Source organism: Yersinia sp. 1652 StPb PI, assembly GCF_041538345.1.
GTDB classification, from domain to species: domain Bacteria; phylum Pseudomonadota; class Gammaproteobacteria; order Enterobacterales; family Enterobacteriaceae; genus Yersinia; species Yersinia enterocolitica_E.
Genome location: NZ_JAULSM010000001.1, coordinates 2567720 through 2582736, shown reverse-complemented (window position 1 = coordinate 2582736; position 15017 = coordinate 2567720). Strand labels below are relative to the sequence as shown.

The window sequence follows — 15017 nt, the reverse complement described above, 5'->3', positions numbered from 1 at the left end:
AGGTAATAAATCCCCCTATGCTGATAAAAAAAATCCTGATAAAGTTAACGGCTATATTAATTGTCAGGAGTTAAGGGCCTCAGCTCTCCCTATGGACTGTCACCGAAGTTACTGTTTATTTAGCGTTAATACCCAACCAGTGGGTTTAAATCTGGTGACTCAATCACGCACCTTTGCTGCGTACAATCTCACCCAATCTTTCTGCGTATCTATACTGACAACCGTGCTACGGCGTTTTGCTGTATCTGTTGCAGTGCGCACATCATCTAAATCGTGTTCTTATTTTCGGAGTCTGACATGGAATTTCTAATGGACCCCTCAATCTGGGCAGGGTTATTGACACTGGTGGTGCTGGAAATTGTTCTGGGTATTGATAACCTGGTCTTTATTGCCATTCTGGCTGATAAACTCCCCCCCAAACAAAGAGACAAAGCGCGAATTATCGGGTTGTCGCTTGCGCTGATAATGCGCCTGGGGCTGTTGTCGGTCATTTCCTGGATGGTCACGCTGACGACACCACTGTTTAGTGTCGGCAGTTTTAATTTCTCGGGGCGCGACCTTATTTTGCTGGTGGGGGGGCTGTTTTTGCTATTTAAAGCCACCACCGAGCTACATGAACGGCTGGAGGGTAACCAGCACGATGACAGTGCCAATCGAGGCTATGCCAGCTTCTGGGCGGTAGTGGCACAGATTGTGGTGCTGGATGCTGTATTCTCACTCGATGCAGTGATTACTGCGGTGGGGATGGTGAATGACTTGGCGATTATGATGACTGCGGTTGTCATCGCCATGGGCGTGATGTTGTTGGCATCGAAAACACTGACCCGATTTGTCAATGCCCACCCTACGGTGGTGGTGCTGTGTCTGAGCTTCTTGCTGATGATTGGCCTGAGTCTGATTGCTGAAGGCTTTGGTTTCCACATTCCGAAAGGCTATCTGTACGCTGCAATTGGCTTCTCTATTCTGATTGAGCTGTTTAACCAGATTGCGCGCCGTAACTTCATTAAGCATGAGTCACGCTTGCCAAGACGCCAGCGCACGGCTGAAGCCATCATTCGTTTGATGGGGGGGCGTCAGCAGCAGGAACCACAAAATGGTGACTCGCAACAGATGATACCTACCGAGGCATTTGCACAAGAAGAGCGCTATATGATAAGTGGTGTGTTGACATTGGCATCCCGCTCGATGCGTAGTGTGATGACACCACGGACAGAGATATCCTGGGTCGATTGTAATCGCTCACAAGAGGAGATCCGTGAGCAGCTCTTAGATACACCACACAGTTTGTTCCCGGTTTGTCGTGATTCATTGGATCAGATAATCGGCGTGGTTCGCGCCAAAGATCTGTTAGTTGCCATTGAGCGAGGTGACTCTATTTGTGAGTTCGCGGCGACAACGCCACCGATTGTGGTACCCGATACCATGGACGTGATTAATCTGTTGGGTGTATTACGCAAAGCAAAAGGCCGCTTAGTGGTGGTCAATGACGAATTTGGTGTGGTACAGGGTCTGGTAACACCACTTGACGTGTTGGAAGCCATTGCCGGTGAGTTCCCGGATGAAGATGAAACACCAGACATTATCACTGACGGTGATGGCTGGTTGGTGAAAGGGGGCGCGGATTTACACTCTCTGGAACAGGCTCTGGACTGTCAGGAACTGGTAAGCCCGACCGCCGATTATGCCTCACTCGCCGGGATGCTGCTGTCTCACTCAGGCCATATGCCAACCGCCGGGGATGTGGTTGAACTGCATAACCTGCGTTTTGAGATTATGGAGGTTTCGGATTACCGTATCGAGTTAGTGCGAATCACCAAACTGAATAACGAACTGGAAGAGTAAAACCGGTAATTATCAGATTGCTGAAGTGCCAGGGCCAACACGCCAGTCGTGTCGTAACGGCGTAGGTTTTAAATCTTGGCCCACCGTCTGGTAATGACAGCATTTACTATCAAAGAAAAGGGGAGCTTCGGCTCCCCTTATTGATCAATGCATCACTTACAAACGAAATTAATTACATTGCACTTTGATAGCCAGACCGCCACGGGATGTTTCGCGGTATTTAGCATTCATATCTTTACCGGTCTCAAACATGGTTTCGATAACTTTATCGAGGGAGACGCGTGGATCACTGGTGCGGCGCATCGCCATACGTGCAGAGTTAATGGCTTTTACTGATGCGATGGCATTACGTTCAATACAAGGCACTTGTACCTGGCCGGCAACCGGATCACAGGTCAGCCCCAAATTGTGTTCCATGCCAATTTCAGCGGCAATACAGACCTTTTCTGGGCTAGCACCCAGTAATTCAGCCAGACCCGCGGCTGCCATTGAGCAGGCAACGCCCACTTCACCTTGACAGCCTACTTCAGCGCCAGAAATAGAGGCATTCATCTTGTACAAAATACCGACAGCACCTGATGACAGGAAATAGCGGATAAAGATTTCCGGGGTGACCGGCTCAATAAAGTGGTCGTAATAGGCCAGCACTGCGGGGACGATACCGCAAGCGCCGTTGGTTGGCGCGGTAACAACACGCCCGCCCGCCGCATTTTCTTCATTAACTGCCAGTGCAAACATATTGACCCAATCAATAACGTTCATTGGATCACTGGACAGGCTATCGGAAGAGACTAGCAGGCGGCGCAATGCGGAGGCACGGCGCGGTACACGCAGAGGACCCGGTAATACGCCCTCGGTGTTCAGACCGCGATCAATACAGGCGCGCATGGTCTGCCAGATAGCGGTGAAATAGGTTTCAATCTCTTCTTTGCTGTGCATCGCCAGCTCATTCTGCATCACCATACCGGAGATAGACATGCCGGTTTGCTTGCAGTTTGCCAGAATTTCTTCAGCAGAATTAAATGGATAGGGCACGCTGACGGCATTTACCGCAGCTTTGCCGAAATGCTCTTCATCAACGATGAAACCACCACCGATTGAATAATAAGTTTTGCTCAGGACTTTCTCATCACCGGCAAAGGCGTGGATTTGCATGCCATTTTCGTGCAGTGGCAGATTATCGCTGCGGAACACCATTCCGCCTTCCCGTGGGAAATCAACTTCACGCAACCCATTGGCAAGCATCAATTTCTGGCTTAATCCCACATCACGGATAAAGGCTGGGATGCTGTCGATATCCACGGTGTCAGGCATATTGCCGGCTAACCCCATAATAATGGCGATATCGGTGTGATGACCTTTCCCTGTCAATGAGAGTGAGCCGTAAACATCAACGGCAACACGCGTGACAGATGGCATCAGGCCCTGAGTCACCAGCAAATCAGCAAACTCCTTGCCAGCTTTCATTGGCCCAACAGTATGAGAGCTGGATGGACCGATACCAATCTTAAACATGTCAAAAACGCTAATCACGCTATAACTCCTTAACAACGCATTTTGTTATTCCCAGTGCATATGAATGTGACTGAGAATATCTATATTAAGTATAAGAGTTCTGTGGATAGCAGCAGGTTACTTCGCATGATAAATATTTATACATGAAGTATTGCCATCACAGACCCTTGTTTATTTGGGTCCTACTGGTGTTAGCCGCATCGATTTGATGCCGCAACAGTTACATATCACGATCAATTCAGGGCTAAAAAACGATCAAAAACCATATGAAATTAACTACATATGGTGTCCGCCTGTGTTATCACCCACGAACTAAATCGAGAACAGCTTAGGATGACATCAGTAGCGCTCACTATCAGGTTTTAACCTTACATTTTTAGTGGTTTATAGTGATGAATGTTATTTTACAGATATTTCATAACGCTGACAGGCCAGTTTACAGTTTTTTTAAAATGGTTGTGCAGGGAAAATAGAGTAAAAATCGATGTGATGGGGTGATAGGGATCGCTTTATGCTGTAATTCAGCTTTTTTAGCGGCAACGCTGTGAGGTATGTCACTCATTACCCATGCTTGAGTGATGGTTTTAGATTAAATACTCACCTGTTGTGCCAGCCGCCGGATAATTGCCGCCGTCAAGCCCCAGACAAACTGGCTCTCATACCAAGAAAGATAGACCCGGTGATTGACACCTCCACGATGTATATCCAGAGAATAGTAGCGTGAAAGGCTAAGCGCCTCGTGTAAGGGCATTTCAAACAGACCAGCCACCTCTTCTTCATTAGCATGAAAGGCAATATTAGCGGGGATCAAACCAACAATCGGGGTGACCTGATAACCACTGGAACTGTCTAATGGCGCCAGTTGCCCGAGGACATGTACCGCCGAAGCAGGAATAGCGACCTCTTCTTGCGCTTCACGCAGTGCGGTATCAATCAGTGAACTGTCTTCCCTGTCTGCTTTGCCGCCGGGGAAGGCAACCTGACCGGCATGTTTACGCAGATGATCAGAGCGCCGTGTCAGCAGCAAAGTAGGCTCTGGTCGACAAATTATCGGAATTAAAACCGCGGCATGGTGGCTATTGGCCGTAAAGCTGCCAGCTTGGGGCAGTTGCAGTTGAAACCGGCTGATAAATTCAGACAAAGTTTGCCCGATAAATAATTCACTCACAGAATGGCTCGCTTATAAGCTGTCTTTTTCAAAGCCAGGCATTTCCAGTTGCGGCAAAATGCGGGCGATTTTATCAAATGTTTCCTGATATTCAGCCTGCTCCTGGCTATCAGCCACAATTCCTCCACCGGCAGAACAATAGATTTTGCCGTTTTCGGTCAACAGCGTGCGGATGGTGATGTTGGTATCCATCGTACCACAGCAACTAATATAGCCAATGTTACCGCAATAGGCATTGCGCCGCTGTGGCTCCAGTTGTTCGATGATCTCCATGGCACGAATCTTCGGTGCTCCGGTTATTGAACCACCGGGGAAGCAGGCTCGAAGCAGCGCCGTCGCCGGGCATTCAGCAGGCAGGGTCGCGGTAATGGTGCTAACTAAATGGTGCACTGCCGGGAAAGGCTCAACGACAAATAACTCAGGCACCCGCACGCTACCGGGTTGCGCTACACGGCCGATATCGTTGCGCAGCAGGTCCACTATCATCAGATTTTCAGCCCGATCTTTCGGTGAGTTAGCTAAGCGTTCAGCCTGCAAGCGGTCCTGCTCGGGGTGCTCCAAACGTGGCAGTGTGCCCTTGATCGGGCGGGTTTGAATGTGATGGTTTTCCAGCCATAAAAAGCGCTCCGGCGAGACACTCAGTATGGCGTTGTGTGGCAAGCGGATAAAGGCCGAAAACGGTGCGCGATTACTGCGACTCAACGACAGAAAGGCTTGCCATTCATCACCTTGATATTCAGCACTGAATCTCTGTGCCAGATTAATTTGATAACAGTCACCACTGTGTAGGTACTCTTGAATCTGGCGGAATTTTTCGCCATATTCCGCTCGTGACATATTGGCCAGCCATGGGCTGGTCAGTGTGAATGGCTGGGGAGCTTCAGGACTCTGTTGTTGCTGTAGCCAGAGTAGGCGCTGCTCGGCATCCCCGTGACACACCAGCGTCAGCTTCTGCAAATGATGGTCGGCAATCAGCGCCCAGTCATACAAGCCGACCGCCATATCCGGTAATGCGATATCTTGTTCGGCCAGTGTCGGCAACTTCTCAACTCGACGGCCCAGGTCATAACCAAATAACCCCAATGCGCCGCCCAGAAATGGCAGGTCAGGGTGTGATGGCAGTGGCAAGGCGAATTTATCGAGCTGCTGCTGTAATAAACAGAAGGGATCTGCCGGGGAGCAGACTCGGCCGTGCGCGCTGATTATCTCCGTTTGCTGGCCCCGGGTGGTGAGTGTTACCTGCGGGTCAGCGACCAATATATCAAAACGATTATGGGCATGTTCTGCGAATCCCGAATGCAGCAGCATTGCCCAGCTTTGATTGGCGAGTGGAGCAAATTGTTGGAGCAGGGCGTCAGGCTGATAAGGCAAGGCTTTGATGGTCAGGGATTTCTCACTCATGAGTCACTATTCTTTTCTTTCGGATGGACATATTGGGGGCGCGATGACGCCGTTCGCAGCGAGCCGCAGGGAAGATTAGCATAAATTGGCGGGCGGGTCGTCTGGGGCAGTCAATTCACCGCAGACCCGAATAAACAGGTATACTTAATCAATTATATGTTGGAGATGAATCAATGCTAGCGGGTATGCCTTCACTTTCCCATGAGGAACAGCAAGAAGCTGTCGAACGTATTCACAAATTCATGTCGGAAGGTATGAGCAGTGGTGAAGCGATCGCACTGGTGGCCGCAGAAATCCGTGAGCGGCACCAAGATGATCCACAAGCCATGGCTATCTTTGAAGATACTGATTTTGATGATCATGATGAATCTGATTATCGCCGTGATAATGAGCAAGATGCGGATGACATTGAGGATCCGTACGAGGGATAACCTCGGGATATCAACGGATTAAACCCGCCGTTAATTGGCGGGTTTTTTTATGGGATAACCAGATGAACGGGCTGAGGGTTACCCACTGACCACGACAGCCGCTGCGGCCCGTTTCGCTACTTCGATGGCGGTAGTGATATCATCAGCGACGGCCAGCGCCACCCCTAAACGCCGTTTGCCGGCAATGTCAGGTTTACCAAATAAGCGAATTTGCGTATCACCAGCCAAAGCAGTTTCTAAGCCATGATAAGCAATATTCTGGCTGGTCAATTCAGGTAAAATAACCGCTGAAGCGGCCGCGCCATATTGACGGATAGTGCCAATCGGGAAACCAAGAAATGCCCGGACATGTAATGCGAACTCAGACATATTTTGTGAAATTAACGTCACCATGCCGGTATCGTGCGGGCGCGGTGACACTTCACTGAAAATCACTTCATCGCCACAAACAAATAATTCCACGCCAAATAAGCCATAACCGCCGAGAGCTTTCACCACCTGAGACGCGATCGCTTTTGCACGCGCCAATGCGGTCTCACTCATCACCTGTGGCTGCCAGGACTCACGGTAGTCGCCATCTTCCTGACGGTGGCCAATAGGCGCACAAAAATGGATGCCATCAACAGCATTGATTGTCAGCAGGGTAATTTCAAAATCAAAACGAACCAAGCCTTCAACAATCACTCTGCCACCCCCGGCGCGGCCACCTTGTTGGGCATAATCCCAGGCGGTTTGCAGTTGATCAGCATGGCGGATCAGGCTTTGGCCTTTACCGGAAGAACTCATTACTGGCTTAACGATACAGGGATAACCCACTTCACTAACGGCCTGACGGAATGCGCTATCAGTGTCGGCGAAACGGTAGCTAGAGGTTGGCAATTGCAGGGTTTCTGCCGCTAAACGGCGAATGCCTTCACGGTTCATCGTCAGCCGGGTTGCCTCGGCACAAGGCACGACCCGTTGGCCCATCTTCTCGAGTTCAACCAGCATATCGGTGGCGATAGCTTCTATTTCCGGCACGATATAGTGCGGTTTTTCCTGTTCGACCAACTGTTTCAGCGCCGAGCCATCCAGCATATTAATGACATGGCTGCGATGGGCAACATGCATGGCGGGTGCATCTGCATAGCGATCCACGGCAATTACTTCCAGCCCCAGTCTTTGGCATTCGATAGCCACTTCTTTACCCAACTCGCCAGAGCCAAGCAACATGACACGGGTAGCGCCTGGGCGCAGAGCGGTTCCAATAGTTAGCATAGTTAGGTACCTACATCAGTGGGATAGTTGCACATTTATTTGTCGCGCGATCAATTTTACGGGCGCCAGTATACGGCAAAATGGCAACGAAAACGATTGCGTATCTGGCCAATGGCAGTGAGTCGATATCAATATATGCGCAGCGCATTGCGTATTTGGTCTGTTTTTTGCGGTTTAACTCCGGCTATGCCCCCATTTCTGGTATTATCGCGCCAAAATCTTGCGCTTGCCTTCAGGCTGTCGCTGCCATTCCATCCAGTTATAAGAGTTACTGCCGTGAGCACAACTTCCTTTTCTTCCCTGACGCTGCCTGCTGAGCAGTTGTCCAATCTTAATGAACTTGGCTATACCGAGATGACACCGGTACAGGCCGCGGCTTTACCGGCAATCCTCAACGGGCAGGATGTCCGGGCGAAAGCCAAAACCGGCAGTGGCAAAACTGCGGCATTCGGTATTGGTTTACTCGATAAAATTGCGGTCGGTGAGTTTGTTACCCAGGCATTGGTACTGTGCCCGACCCGCGAATTGGCTGATCAGGTCAGCAAAGAGTTGCGCCGCTTGGCCCGTTTCACGCAAAACATTAAAATCCTGACCTTGTGCGGTGGCCAACCGATGGGGCATCAATTGGATTCACTGGTACATGCGCCACACATTGTTGTGGGCACGCCGGGGCGTATTCAGGAGCATTTGCGTAAGAAAACACTGGTACTGGAAGATCTTAAGATTCTGGTATTGGATGAGGCTGATCGCATGCTGGATATGGGCTTTACCGATGCCATCGACGATGTCATTGCCTATACCCCGCCACAGCGCCAAACCCTACTGTTCTCAGCCACCTATCCGGTCGGTATCGAACGAATCAGTGCGCGAGTTCAACGCCAACCAATCAATGTTGAAGTTGATGATGGCGATGAAGTTCCTGCCATTGAGCAGGTGTTCTTTGAAACCACCCGCGAAAAACGTTTGCCGCTACTGATATCAGTTCTCAGTCATTATCAGCCGAGTTCTTGTGTGGTTTTCTGTAACACCAAGAAAGATTGCCAAAGTGTCTATGAAGCATTGGAATCTCGTGGAATCAGTGTGCTGGCTTTGCATGGTGACTTAGAACAACGTGACCGTGATCAGGTGCTGGTACGTTTTGCCAACCGCAGTTGTCGTGTGCTGGTGGCAACCGATGTAGCAGCCCGAGGCCTGGACATTAAAGATCTGGCGCTGGTGGTTAACTTTGAGCTGGCCTTTGACCCAGAGGTTCACGTGCACCGTATTGGTCGTACTGGTCGGGCAGGGATGAGTGGTCTGGCGGTTAGCTTGTGTACACCACAAGAGATGTCCCGCGCGCATGCCATTGAAGATTATCTGCAAATAAAACTGAAATGGACCCCGGCGGAACAGGTGAGCCGTAGTGCTAACGCGATGCTAGAGCCTGAAATGGTCACGTTATGCATTGATGGTGGGCGCAAAGCAAAAATTCGCCCAGGTGATATTTTGGGTGCTTTAACCGGTGAGGCCGGTCTGACCGCCGCTGACGTCGGTAAGATTGATATGTTCCCAGTCCATGCCTATGTTGCAATCCGTAAAGCCAGTGCCAAACGTGCCTTACAGCAATTACAACAAGGCAAGATTAAAGGCAAAAACTGCAAAGCCCGTTTATTGAAATAATTACACGAAGGGGAGATGACTGTTGCATCCCCCCGACAACTCACATTATACTGTTTATATGTACAGTTACTTGTGGGCGTGAAAGACATGAAAAGGACATACAGCAATGGCCGTTGAAATAAAATTCGTCGTGGTAAGACAGGGTGAGGAAAAAATGACTTTCACAACCAAAAAAGAAGCCGATGCTTACGATAAAATGCTGGATTTGGCTGACAATTTGTCTGAGTGGCTGTCACAGGCTCCCTTAACCCTTGAAGAAGATCAACGCGAGGCGCTGAGTTTCTTCCTGGCAGAAAATAAAGAGGCTTTGGGGCAAATTCTTCGAGGTGCTAACCCTGCGGCTCCTATCGATGGGCAAGCAAAAGTGAAAGCGGAAAAGAATGTGCCAGAGAAAAAAAACAAATCTGAAGAAAATCAAGCCGCTTAATTTGCCAACTTTCAGCAGAAAGTGAAAAAGGGATCTAAAATGAATCGTGAAATCACCTTCTTTAGCCGATTTGAGGCGGATATTCTGGCAGATCGTAAGACGATCACCATCCGGGATAGCAGTGAATCCGATTTCCGCCCAGGGGAAACCTTGCGCGTATGTCGCAATGAAGATGGCGTATTCTTCTGCCACATTATGGTCAAATCAGTCACGCCAATCACGCTGGAGGCACTGTCTGACCGTCATGCGGAGCAAGAAAATATGTCATTGGATGAGCTGAAAAAGGTGATTAAGGAGATCTATCCTGGGCTGGAACAGTTTTATGTGATTGAATTTACGCGGTGTTAATTAAACGGCGTTATCATTATTACCCTGCAACGCTGTTCACTCTGTAACCTACCTTTCAATCATCGTTCCTGCCATAGGATAGAAATAATAATATTTGGAGGAATGATGAGAAAGACAGGATTAGCCTTGGTATTGATCACTGCATTGGCGGGTATCACCAGTGGTGTACAGGCCCAAGAGCCGCGAGTAGCGAAATTACCTACTTGCCCCGGTTTAAACCAATCTCAGGTAGCAACGCAGGTTAAGCGAGATTTTCTGCAAAACAGAATTACGCGTTGGGAAGCGGATAAGAAACAATTGGGTACTGATAGCCCGGTGGTTTGGATTAGCGCGGTAGACATTACAGGCCAGGATGATGTCTGGCAGGTTCCAATGACTGTTCGTGGTAACAAAGGTGACAAAACCTACCAAGTGGTACTTGACTGCAAAGCTGGCAGCATTACCTATAATGGCCCTAAATAGGTATACCTCTCATTAGTAATTGACTCAAATAGGTCTGGGTAGAATAACGTCTGCATAAAGTTAATTGCTGCCAAACAGGTGCTGGAGGAAACGTATCTGGTACCTGTTTATCCCCCCCTCACGGCGGATACCCTCTCAGGTCTCTTTTATAATCATATTTATCATTTAATTAGCTCCCTTCAGCTAAATTATAAGCATATGCTGGTACTTGGCATCCACAGGTAATCGTGTCACTCTCGCGTTAACGAACACAGATGGATAACTCAACCAATGACCATACCTCCAAAGGCCGATAAACGCCCTTATCCAATAACTATGCACGGCGATACCCGTGTAGATGACTATTATTGGCTACGTGATGACCAGCGTACTGACGCCGATGTTCTGAACTACTTGCAAGCTGAAAATGATTTCACCAACGCAGTGTTGCAGCCACAGCAACCTTTGCGAGAAACCCTGTATCAAGAGATGGTTTCGCGAATTCCGCCACAGGAAGAATCAGTCCCCTATATCCGCAACGGCTATCGCTATCAGACGCGTTTTGAGCCGGGTAATGAATATGCTATTTACGTGCGTCAACCGGTTTGGGCTGATAGCAGTTGGGAAACGTTATTGGATGGCAACCAACGGGCAGCGGACAGTGAGTTTTATACCTTGGGTGGGTTGGATGTTAGCCCGGATAATCATCTATTAGCGGTTGCAGAGGATTTCTTATCGCGTCGCCAATATGATATCCGGGTGAAACATTTGCAAAGTGATGTTTGGCACGAAGAAGTTATCAGCAATACCTCAGGTAGTTTTGAGTGGGCCAATGATTCAAAAACGCTCTATTACGTGCGCAAACATGAAAAAACATTACTGCCTTATCAAGTGTATCGCCATGTAGTAGGAACCGACCCTCAATTGGACCAACTTATTTATCAGGAAACCGACGATACATTTTATGTTGGGCTGGAAAAAACCACCTCTGAACGTTTCATTGTTATTAATCTGAGCAGTACCACTACATCTGAAATCTTGTTGCTGGATGCTGATAAGCCTGAATCCGCACCACAGATGTTTGCACCGCGCCGTAAAGACCATGAATACGGGTTGGACCACTATAAGCAACATTTTTATTTACGCTCAAATAAAGATGGCAAGAATTTCGGTTTGTACAAAATAGCCGAAGAAGGTAAGGAACAACGTGATTTTGCCGATGAATCTCAATGGGTGTCATTAATCGCGCCAACAACTGATGTTATGTTGGAGGGCTTCAGCCTATTTCGTGATTGGTTGGTAGTGGAAGAGCGTAGTGAAGGGCTGACGCATTTACGACAGATTCACTGGGCCACTGACGAAGAGAAATACATTACTTTTGATGACCCAACCTATGTTACCTGGCTGGCTTATAACCCCGAGCCAGAAACAGAATTGCTGCGCTATGGCTACTCCTCTATGACCACACCAAGTTCAATGTTTGAACTTAATATGGATACAGGTACGCGCCAGCTACTGAAACAGCAAGAAGTGAAGAATTTCACCCCGGAAAAGTATCGCAGCGAGCGGATATGGGTCACTGCAACCGACGGCGTAAAAGTGCCGGTTTCATTGGTTTATCACCAAGATCACTTTGTTTCAGGCAGTAATCCACTGTTGGTTTATGGCTATGGCTCATATGGCAGCAGTATGGATCCCGCATTCAGTGGTAGCCGATTAAGCCTATTGGATCGTGGTTTTGTCTTCGCTCTGGCTCATATTCGGGGCGGCGGAGAATTGGGGCAGCAGTGGTATGAAGACGGTAAATTGCTCAACAAGTTAAATACTTTCAACGATTTTATCGATGTTACCAAAGCACTGATAACAGAGGGTTATGGTGATGCTAACCGTGTATTTGCCATGGGAGGCAGTGCTGGTGGCTTGTTGATGGGGACGGTCATCAATCAGGAACCCGGGTTATATAAAGGCGTAGTGGCACAGGTGCCGTTTGTTGATGTGGTAACCACAATGTTGGATGAATCGATTCCTCTCACCACTGGCGAGTATGATGAATGGGGCAACCCGAACGATAAGGCGTATTACGACCATATTAAGCAATACAGTCCTTATGATCAGGTAAAGGCTCAGGATTACCCGCACATGCTGGTGACTACCGGCTTACATGATTCACAGGTTCAATACTGGGAACCGGCAAAGTGGGTCGCCAAGCTGCGTGAAATGAAAACGGATGACCACCAATTATTGCTCTACACCGATATGGATTCAGGTCATGGCGGTAAATCAGGTCGTTTCAAAGCGTATGAAGACATCGCTTTGGAATATGCATTCATACTGGCTTTGGCTTAATCTAGTCAGGAATATTATGTCAGGTAATAGGTCAGGGTATGGCGCATATCTGGCGTAAGGTCAGTTATTGAAGCTAACATCCAACGCAGATAGTCCGGGTCTTGCCGGGCTATCTGTTCAATGCTTTTGCCCCGGTATCTCCCAAATTTAAATGTCTGTAATAACAGCGGCTGCTGTGTCATCTCGGCCATTTGTTCGGCGTTCCAACCAGAGTCTTGCATAATGCGCTGTAATAGCGCCGCAGTGACATAGCAGTCGTATAAAGCACGATGCGGGTATAGATTATCCGGTACTGAAACATTCAGTCGCAAAGCGTAACGCAGATATTGATTACTGTGCTTAATGTCAGGATAGAGCATTCGTGCCAGCTTAAGCGTGCAAATCCATTGGCCGCCCATCTCCGGTAATACCCCACGATCAAAAGGCGCATTATGGGCAACATAATATGGGCTGCCTTGATATCTTCTAATCGCAACCGCAATTCGTGGTTTACCTTCGACCATTTCTTCAGTGATATGGTGGATTACCATCGCATCAATGCTGATTGGTCGGTCTGGACTAATCAGATCACTCATAGGGTTAGCCAATGCTCCATCAACTAAATCAATAGAAGCAACCTCAACAATCCCACCGGCTAAACCACAGGTTTCGGTATCGATAACACGAAAATACATTTCTATCTCCCACCGACTATTGCTAAATAATAGCAACAAAAAACCCGCCTAATATGGCGGGTTGACTGACGAGACGAAAAGCCCGTTTATTCTGCGCTGGTAGAAGATGACTTCTTAGCGCGTTTCTCCGCTTTTTTCTCAGCTGGAGTTTTTAGTGGCTTTTTCTTCGCGTTCTTTTTGCTGTCCATTCCCTTACTCATGGCTTGCCTCTCTTTACCTTCGGTTAGGTTGGTACGCCCACCTATTAACCACCTTATGAGGGTAAGTTGCAAGGAGATAAAGCATCAATGCAATTAATCTATTGTTTAACAACAGTATTATTAAATCTTAATCTATCTTGTTACCGTTTAAATCGTGTTATCCCGAGGATATAACTGCGCAGAATGCATTGAGATATGGCGTAATTATCGCCAGTTGGAGGAATTAATTGGCTGATTGGCGTAAATGTGATGTTTTATCGTTGACCCTGCGTGCTGTATAGGCTTTGATAACTTTAATGTCTAATAACAAACATGGAAAAATAATGGAACAATTACGTGGGCTTTATCCAGCGTATGAACCCTACGACAGTGGTTTATTAGACACCGGCGATGGGCATCAGATTTATTGGGAACTCTGTGGCAACCCAGAAGGTAAACCAGCTGTATTTATACATGGTGGACCGGGAGGGGGTATTGCACCTTATCACCGGCAACTTTTTAACCCTAAAAAATATAAAGTGCTGCTGTTTGATCAACGTGGATGTGGTCGTTCAAAACCCCACGCCAGTCTGGACAATAATACAACCTGGCATTTGGTCGATGATATCGAACGGCTACGCAAAATGGCGGATGTAGATAAGTGGCTAATCTTTGGTGGTTCATGGGGCTCAACACTCGCATTGGCTTATGGTGAAACACACCCCGAACGGGTCAGTGAGATGGTTCTGCGTGGAATTTTCACACTGCGCAAAAAAGAGTTGAATTGGTACTACCAGGATGGGGCCTCTCGTTTTTTTCCAGATAAATGGCAACGTATACTTTCCATTTTATCGCCAGAAGAACGGAGTGATGTTACTGCTGCTTACCGTAAGCGGCTGACATCACCTGACAAGGCGGTACAACTGGAGGCTGCCAAAATTTGGAGTTTATGGGAAGGTGAAACTGTTACATTATTACCGACCAAAAGCTCTGCTTCCTTTGGCGAAGATGATTTTGCTCTGGCCTTTGCCCGTATTGAAAATCACTATTTTACCCATCTAGGTTTTTTAGACAGTGATAACCAATTGTTGGATAACGTGACACGTATTCGTCACATTCCAGCAGTTATTATTCATGGTCGATATGATATGGCGTGCCAGCCACAGAATGCCTGGGATTTAGCACAAGCCTGGCCAGAGGCTGAATTGCATATTGTCGAAGGTGCTGGGCATTCCTTTGATGAGCCAGGAATTCTGCACCAGTTGATTCTGGCTACAGATAGATTTGCGCGTAAGTCATAATTGTCTTATTCGGTTCACTCCCGCAACT

The 15017-nt window shown here is 48.1% G+C and carries 13 protein-coding genes; 8 read left to right on the top strand and 5 right to left on the bottom strand.

Translation table 11 applies throughout. The features are described 5' to 3' along the window. Positions 1-297 precede the first annotated feature (297 nt). Entirely contained in the window at positions 298-1842 is a 1545-nt protein-coding gene (locus Q2T71_RS11895; RefSeq protein ID WP_372559210.1) for a TerC family protein, read from the top strand. Between the two features lie 168 nt (positions 1843-2010). Here Q2T71_RS11895 and Q2T71_RS11890 read toward each other — a convergent pair whose 3' ends face one another. The 3 genes from Q2T71_RS11890 to pabB form a co-directional block, all read right to left on the bottom strand. Further along, the gene (locus tag Q2T71_RS11890) at positions 2011-3375 is read right to left on the bottom strand and encodes an L-serine ammonia-lyase (RefSeq protein WP_372559209.1); all 1365 of its coding nucleotides are present in this window, start codon (positions 3373-3375) and stop codon (positions 2011-2013) included. A 571-nt stretch (positions 3376-3946) separates the two neighbouring features. Beyond that, entirely contained in the window at positions 3947-4525 is a 579-nt protein-coding gene (locus Q2T71_RS11885) for a CoA pyrophosphatase (RefSeq protein ID WP_083158596.1), read from the bottom strand. A gap of 12 nt (positions 4526-4537) precedes the next feature. Continuing rightward, on the bottom strand, positions 4538-5926 hold the full coding sequence (gene pabB / locus Q2T71_RS11880; protein ID WP_372559208.1) for an aminodeoxychorismate synthase component 1: 1389 nt from the start codon (positions 5924-5926) through the stop codon (positions 4538-4540). 173 nt (positions 5927-6099) lie between these two features. On the opposite strand from pabB, the gene Q2T71_RS11875 reads away from it, so the two are divergent. Then, positions 6100-6357, top strand: a complete 258-nt coding sequence (locus tag Q2T71_RS11875) for a YoaH family protein (protein ID WP_083158598.1) — start codon at positions 6100-6102, stop codon at positions 6355-6357. Between the two features lie 78 nt (positions 6358-6435). On the opposite strand, the gene purT is transcribed toward Q2T71_RS11875, so the two are convergent. Then, a complete protein-coding gene (gene purT, locus Q2T71_RS11870; RefSeq protein WP_372559207.1) occupies positions 6436-7614 on the bottom strand; it encodes a formate-dependent phosphoribosylglycinamide formyltransferase in 1179 nt (392 codons plus the stop codon). Positions 7615-7890: 276 nt separating this feature from the next. Between purT and dbpA the strand changes: the two genes are divergently transcribed. The 5 genes from dbpA (at position 7891) to Q2T71_RS11845 (ending at position 12835) form a co-directional block, all read left to right on the top strand. Then, complete coding sequence (dbpA, locus tag Q2T71_RS11865) at positions 7891-9273, top strand: ATP-dependent RNA helicase DbpA (RefSeq protein WP_372559206.1); 1383 nt, start codon at positions 7891-7893, stop codon at positions 9271-9273. 106 nt (positions 9274-9379) lie between these two features. Next, positions 9380-9700 (top strand): YebG family protein, encoded by a 321-nt coding sequence (locus Q2T71_RS11860; RefSeq protein WP_372559205.1) that lies wholly within the window; start codon positions 9380-9382, stop codon positions 9698-9700. A gap of 39 nt (positions 9701-9739) precedes the next feature. Continuing rightward, positions 9740-10048, top strand: a complete 309-nt coding sequence (yqfB, locus tag Q2T71_RS11855; RefSeq protein ID WP_083158603.1) for a N(4)-acetylcytidine aminohydrolase — start codon at positions 9740-9742, stop codon at positions 10046-10048. A gap of 105 nt (positions 10049-10153) precedes the next feature. Continuing rightward, the gene (gene yebF / locus Q2T71_RS11850) at positions 10154-10510 is read left to right on the top strand and encodes a protein YebF (RefSeq protein WP_372559204.1); all 357 of its coding nucleotides are present in this window, start codon (positions 10154-10156) and stop codon (positions 10508-10510) included. Positions 10511-10780: 270 nt separating this feature from the next. After that, on the top strand, positions 10781-12835 hold the full coding sequence (locus tag Q2T71_RS11845) for a S9 family peptidase (RefSeq protein ID WP_372559203.1): 2055 nt from the start codon (positions 10781-10783) through the stop codon (positions 12833-12835). Between the two features lie 14 nt (positions 12836-12849). Here Q2T71_RS11845 and exoX read toward each other — a convergent pair whose 3' ends face one another. Continuing rightward, positions 12850-13509: an exodeoxyribonuclease X gene (gene exoX, locus Q2T71_RS11840; RefSeq protein WP_372559202.1), complete on the bottom strand. Its 660-nt coding sequence runs from the start codon at positions 13507-13509 to the stop codon at positions 12850-12852. 523 nt (positions 13510-14032) lie between these two features. Here exoX and pip point away from each other — a divergent pair. After that, the gene (gene pip, locus Q2T71_RS11835) at positions 14033-14989 is read left to right on the top strand and encodes a prolyl aminopeptidase (RefSeq protein ID WP_372559201.1); all 957 of its coding nucleotides are present in this window, start codon (positions 14033-14035) and stop codon (positions 14987-14989) included. Positions 14990-15017 lie beyond the last annotated feature (28 nt).

Bases quoted from the DNA above. Each gene is read 5' to 3' on its own strand.
- Q2T71_RS11895 (WP_372559210.1), top strand. From the start codon at position 298: ATGGAATTTCTAATGGACCCCTCAATCTGGGCAGGGTTATTGACACTG.
- pabB (WP_372559208.1), bottom strand. From the start codon at position 5,926: ATGAGTGAGAAATCCCTGACCATCAAAGCCTTGCCTTATCAGCCTGAC.
- Q2T71_RS11875 (WP_083158598.1), top strand. From the start codon at position 6,100: ATGCTAGCGGGTATGCCTTCACTTTCCCATGAGGAACAGCAAGAAGCT.
- purT (WP_372559207.1), bottom strand. From the start codon at position 7,614: ATGCTAACTATTGGAACCGCTCTGCGCCCAGGCGCTACCCGTGTCATG.
- Q2T71_RS11860 (WP_372559205.1), top strand. From the start codon at position 9,380: ATGGCCGTTGAAATAAAATTCGTCGTGGTAAGACAGGGTGAGGAAAAA.
- yqfB (WP_083158603.1), top strand. From the start codon at position 9,740: ATGAATCGTGAAATCACCTTCTTTAGCCGATTTGAGGCGGATATTCTG.
- yebF (WP_372559204.1), top strand. From the start codon at position 10,154: ATGAGAAAGACAGGATTAGCCTTGGTATTGATCACTGCATTGGCGGGT.
- Q2T71_RS11845 (WP_372559203.1), top strand. From the start codon at position 10,781: ATGACCATACCTCCAAAGGCCGATAAACGCCCTTATCCAATAACTATG.
- exoX (WP_372559202.1), bottom strand. From the start codon at position 13,509: ATGTATTTTCGTGTTATCGATACCGAAACCTGTGGTTTAGCCGGTGGG.
- pip (WP_372559201.1), top strand. From the start codon at position 14,033: ATGGAACAATTACGTGGGCTTTATCCAGCGTATGAACCCTACGACAGT.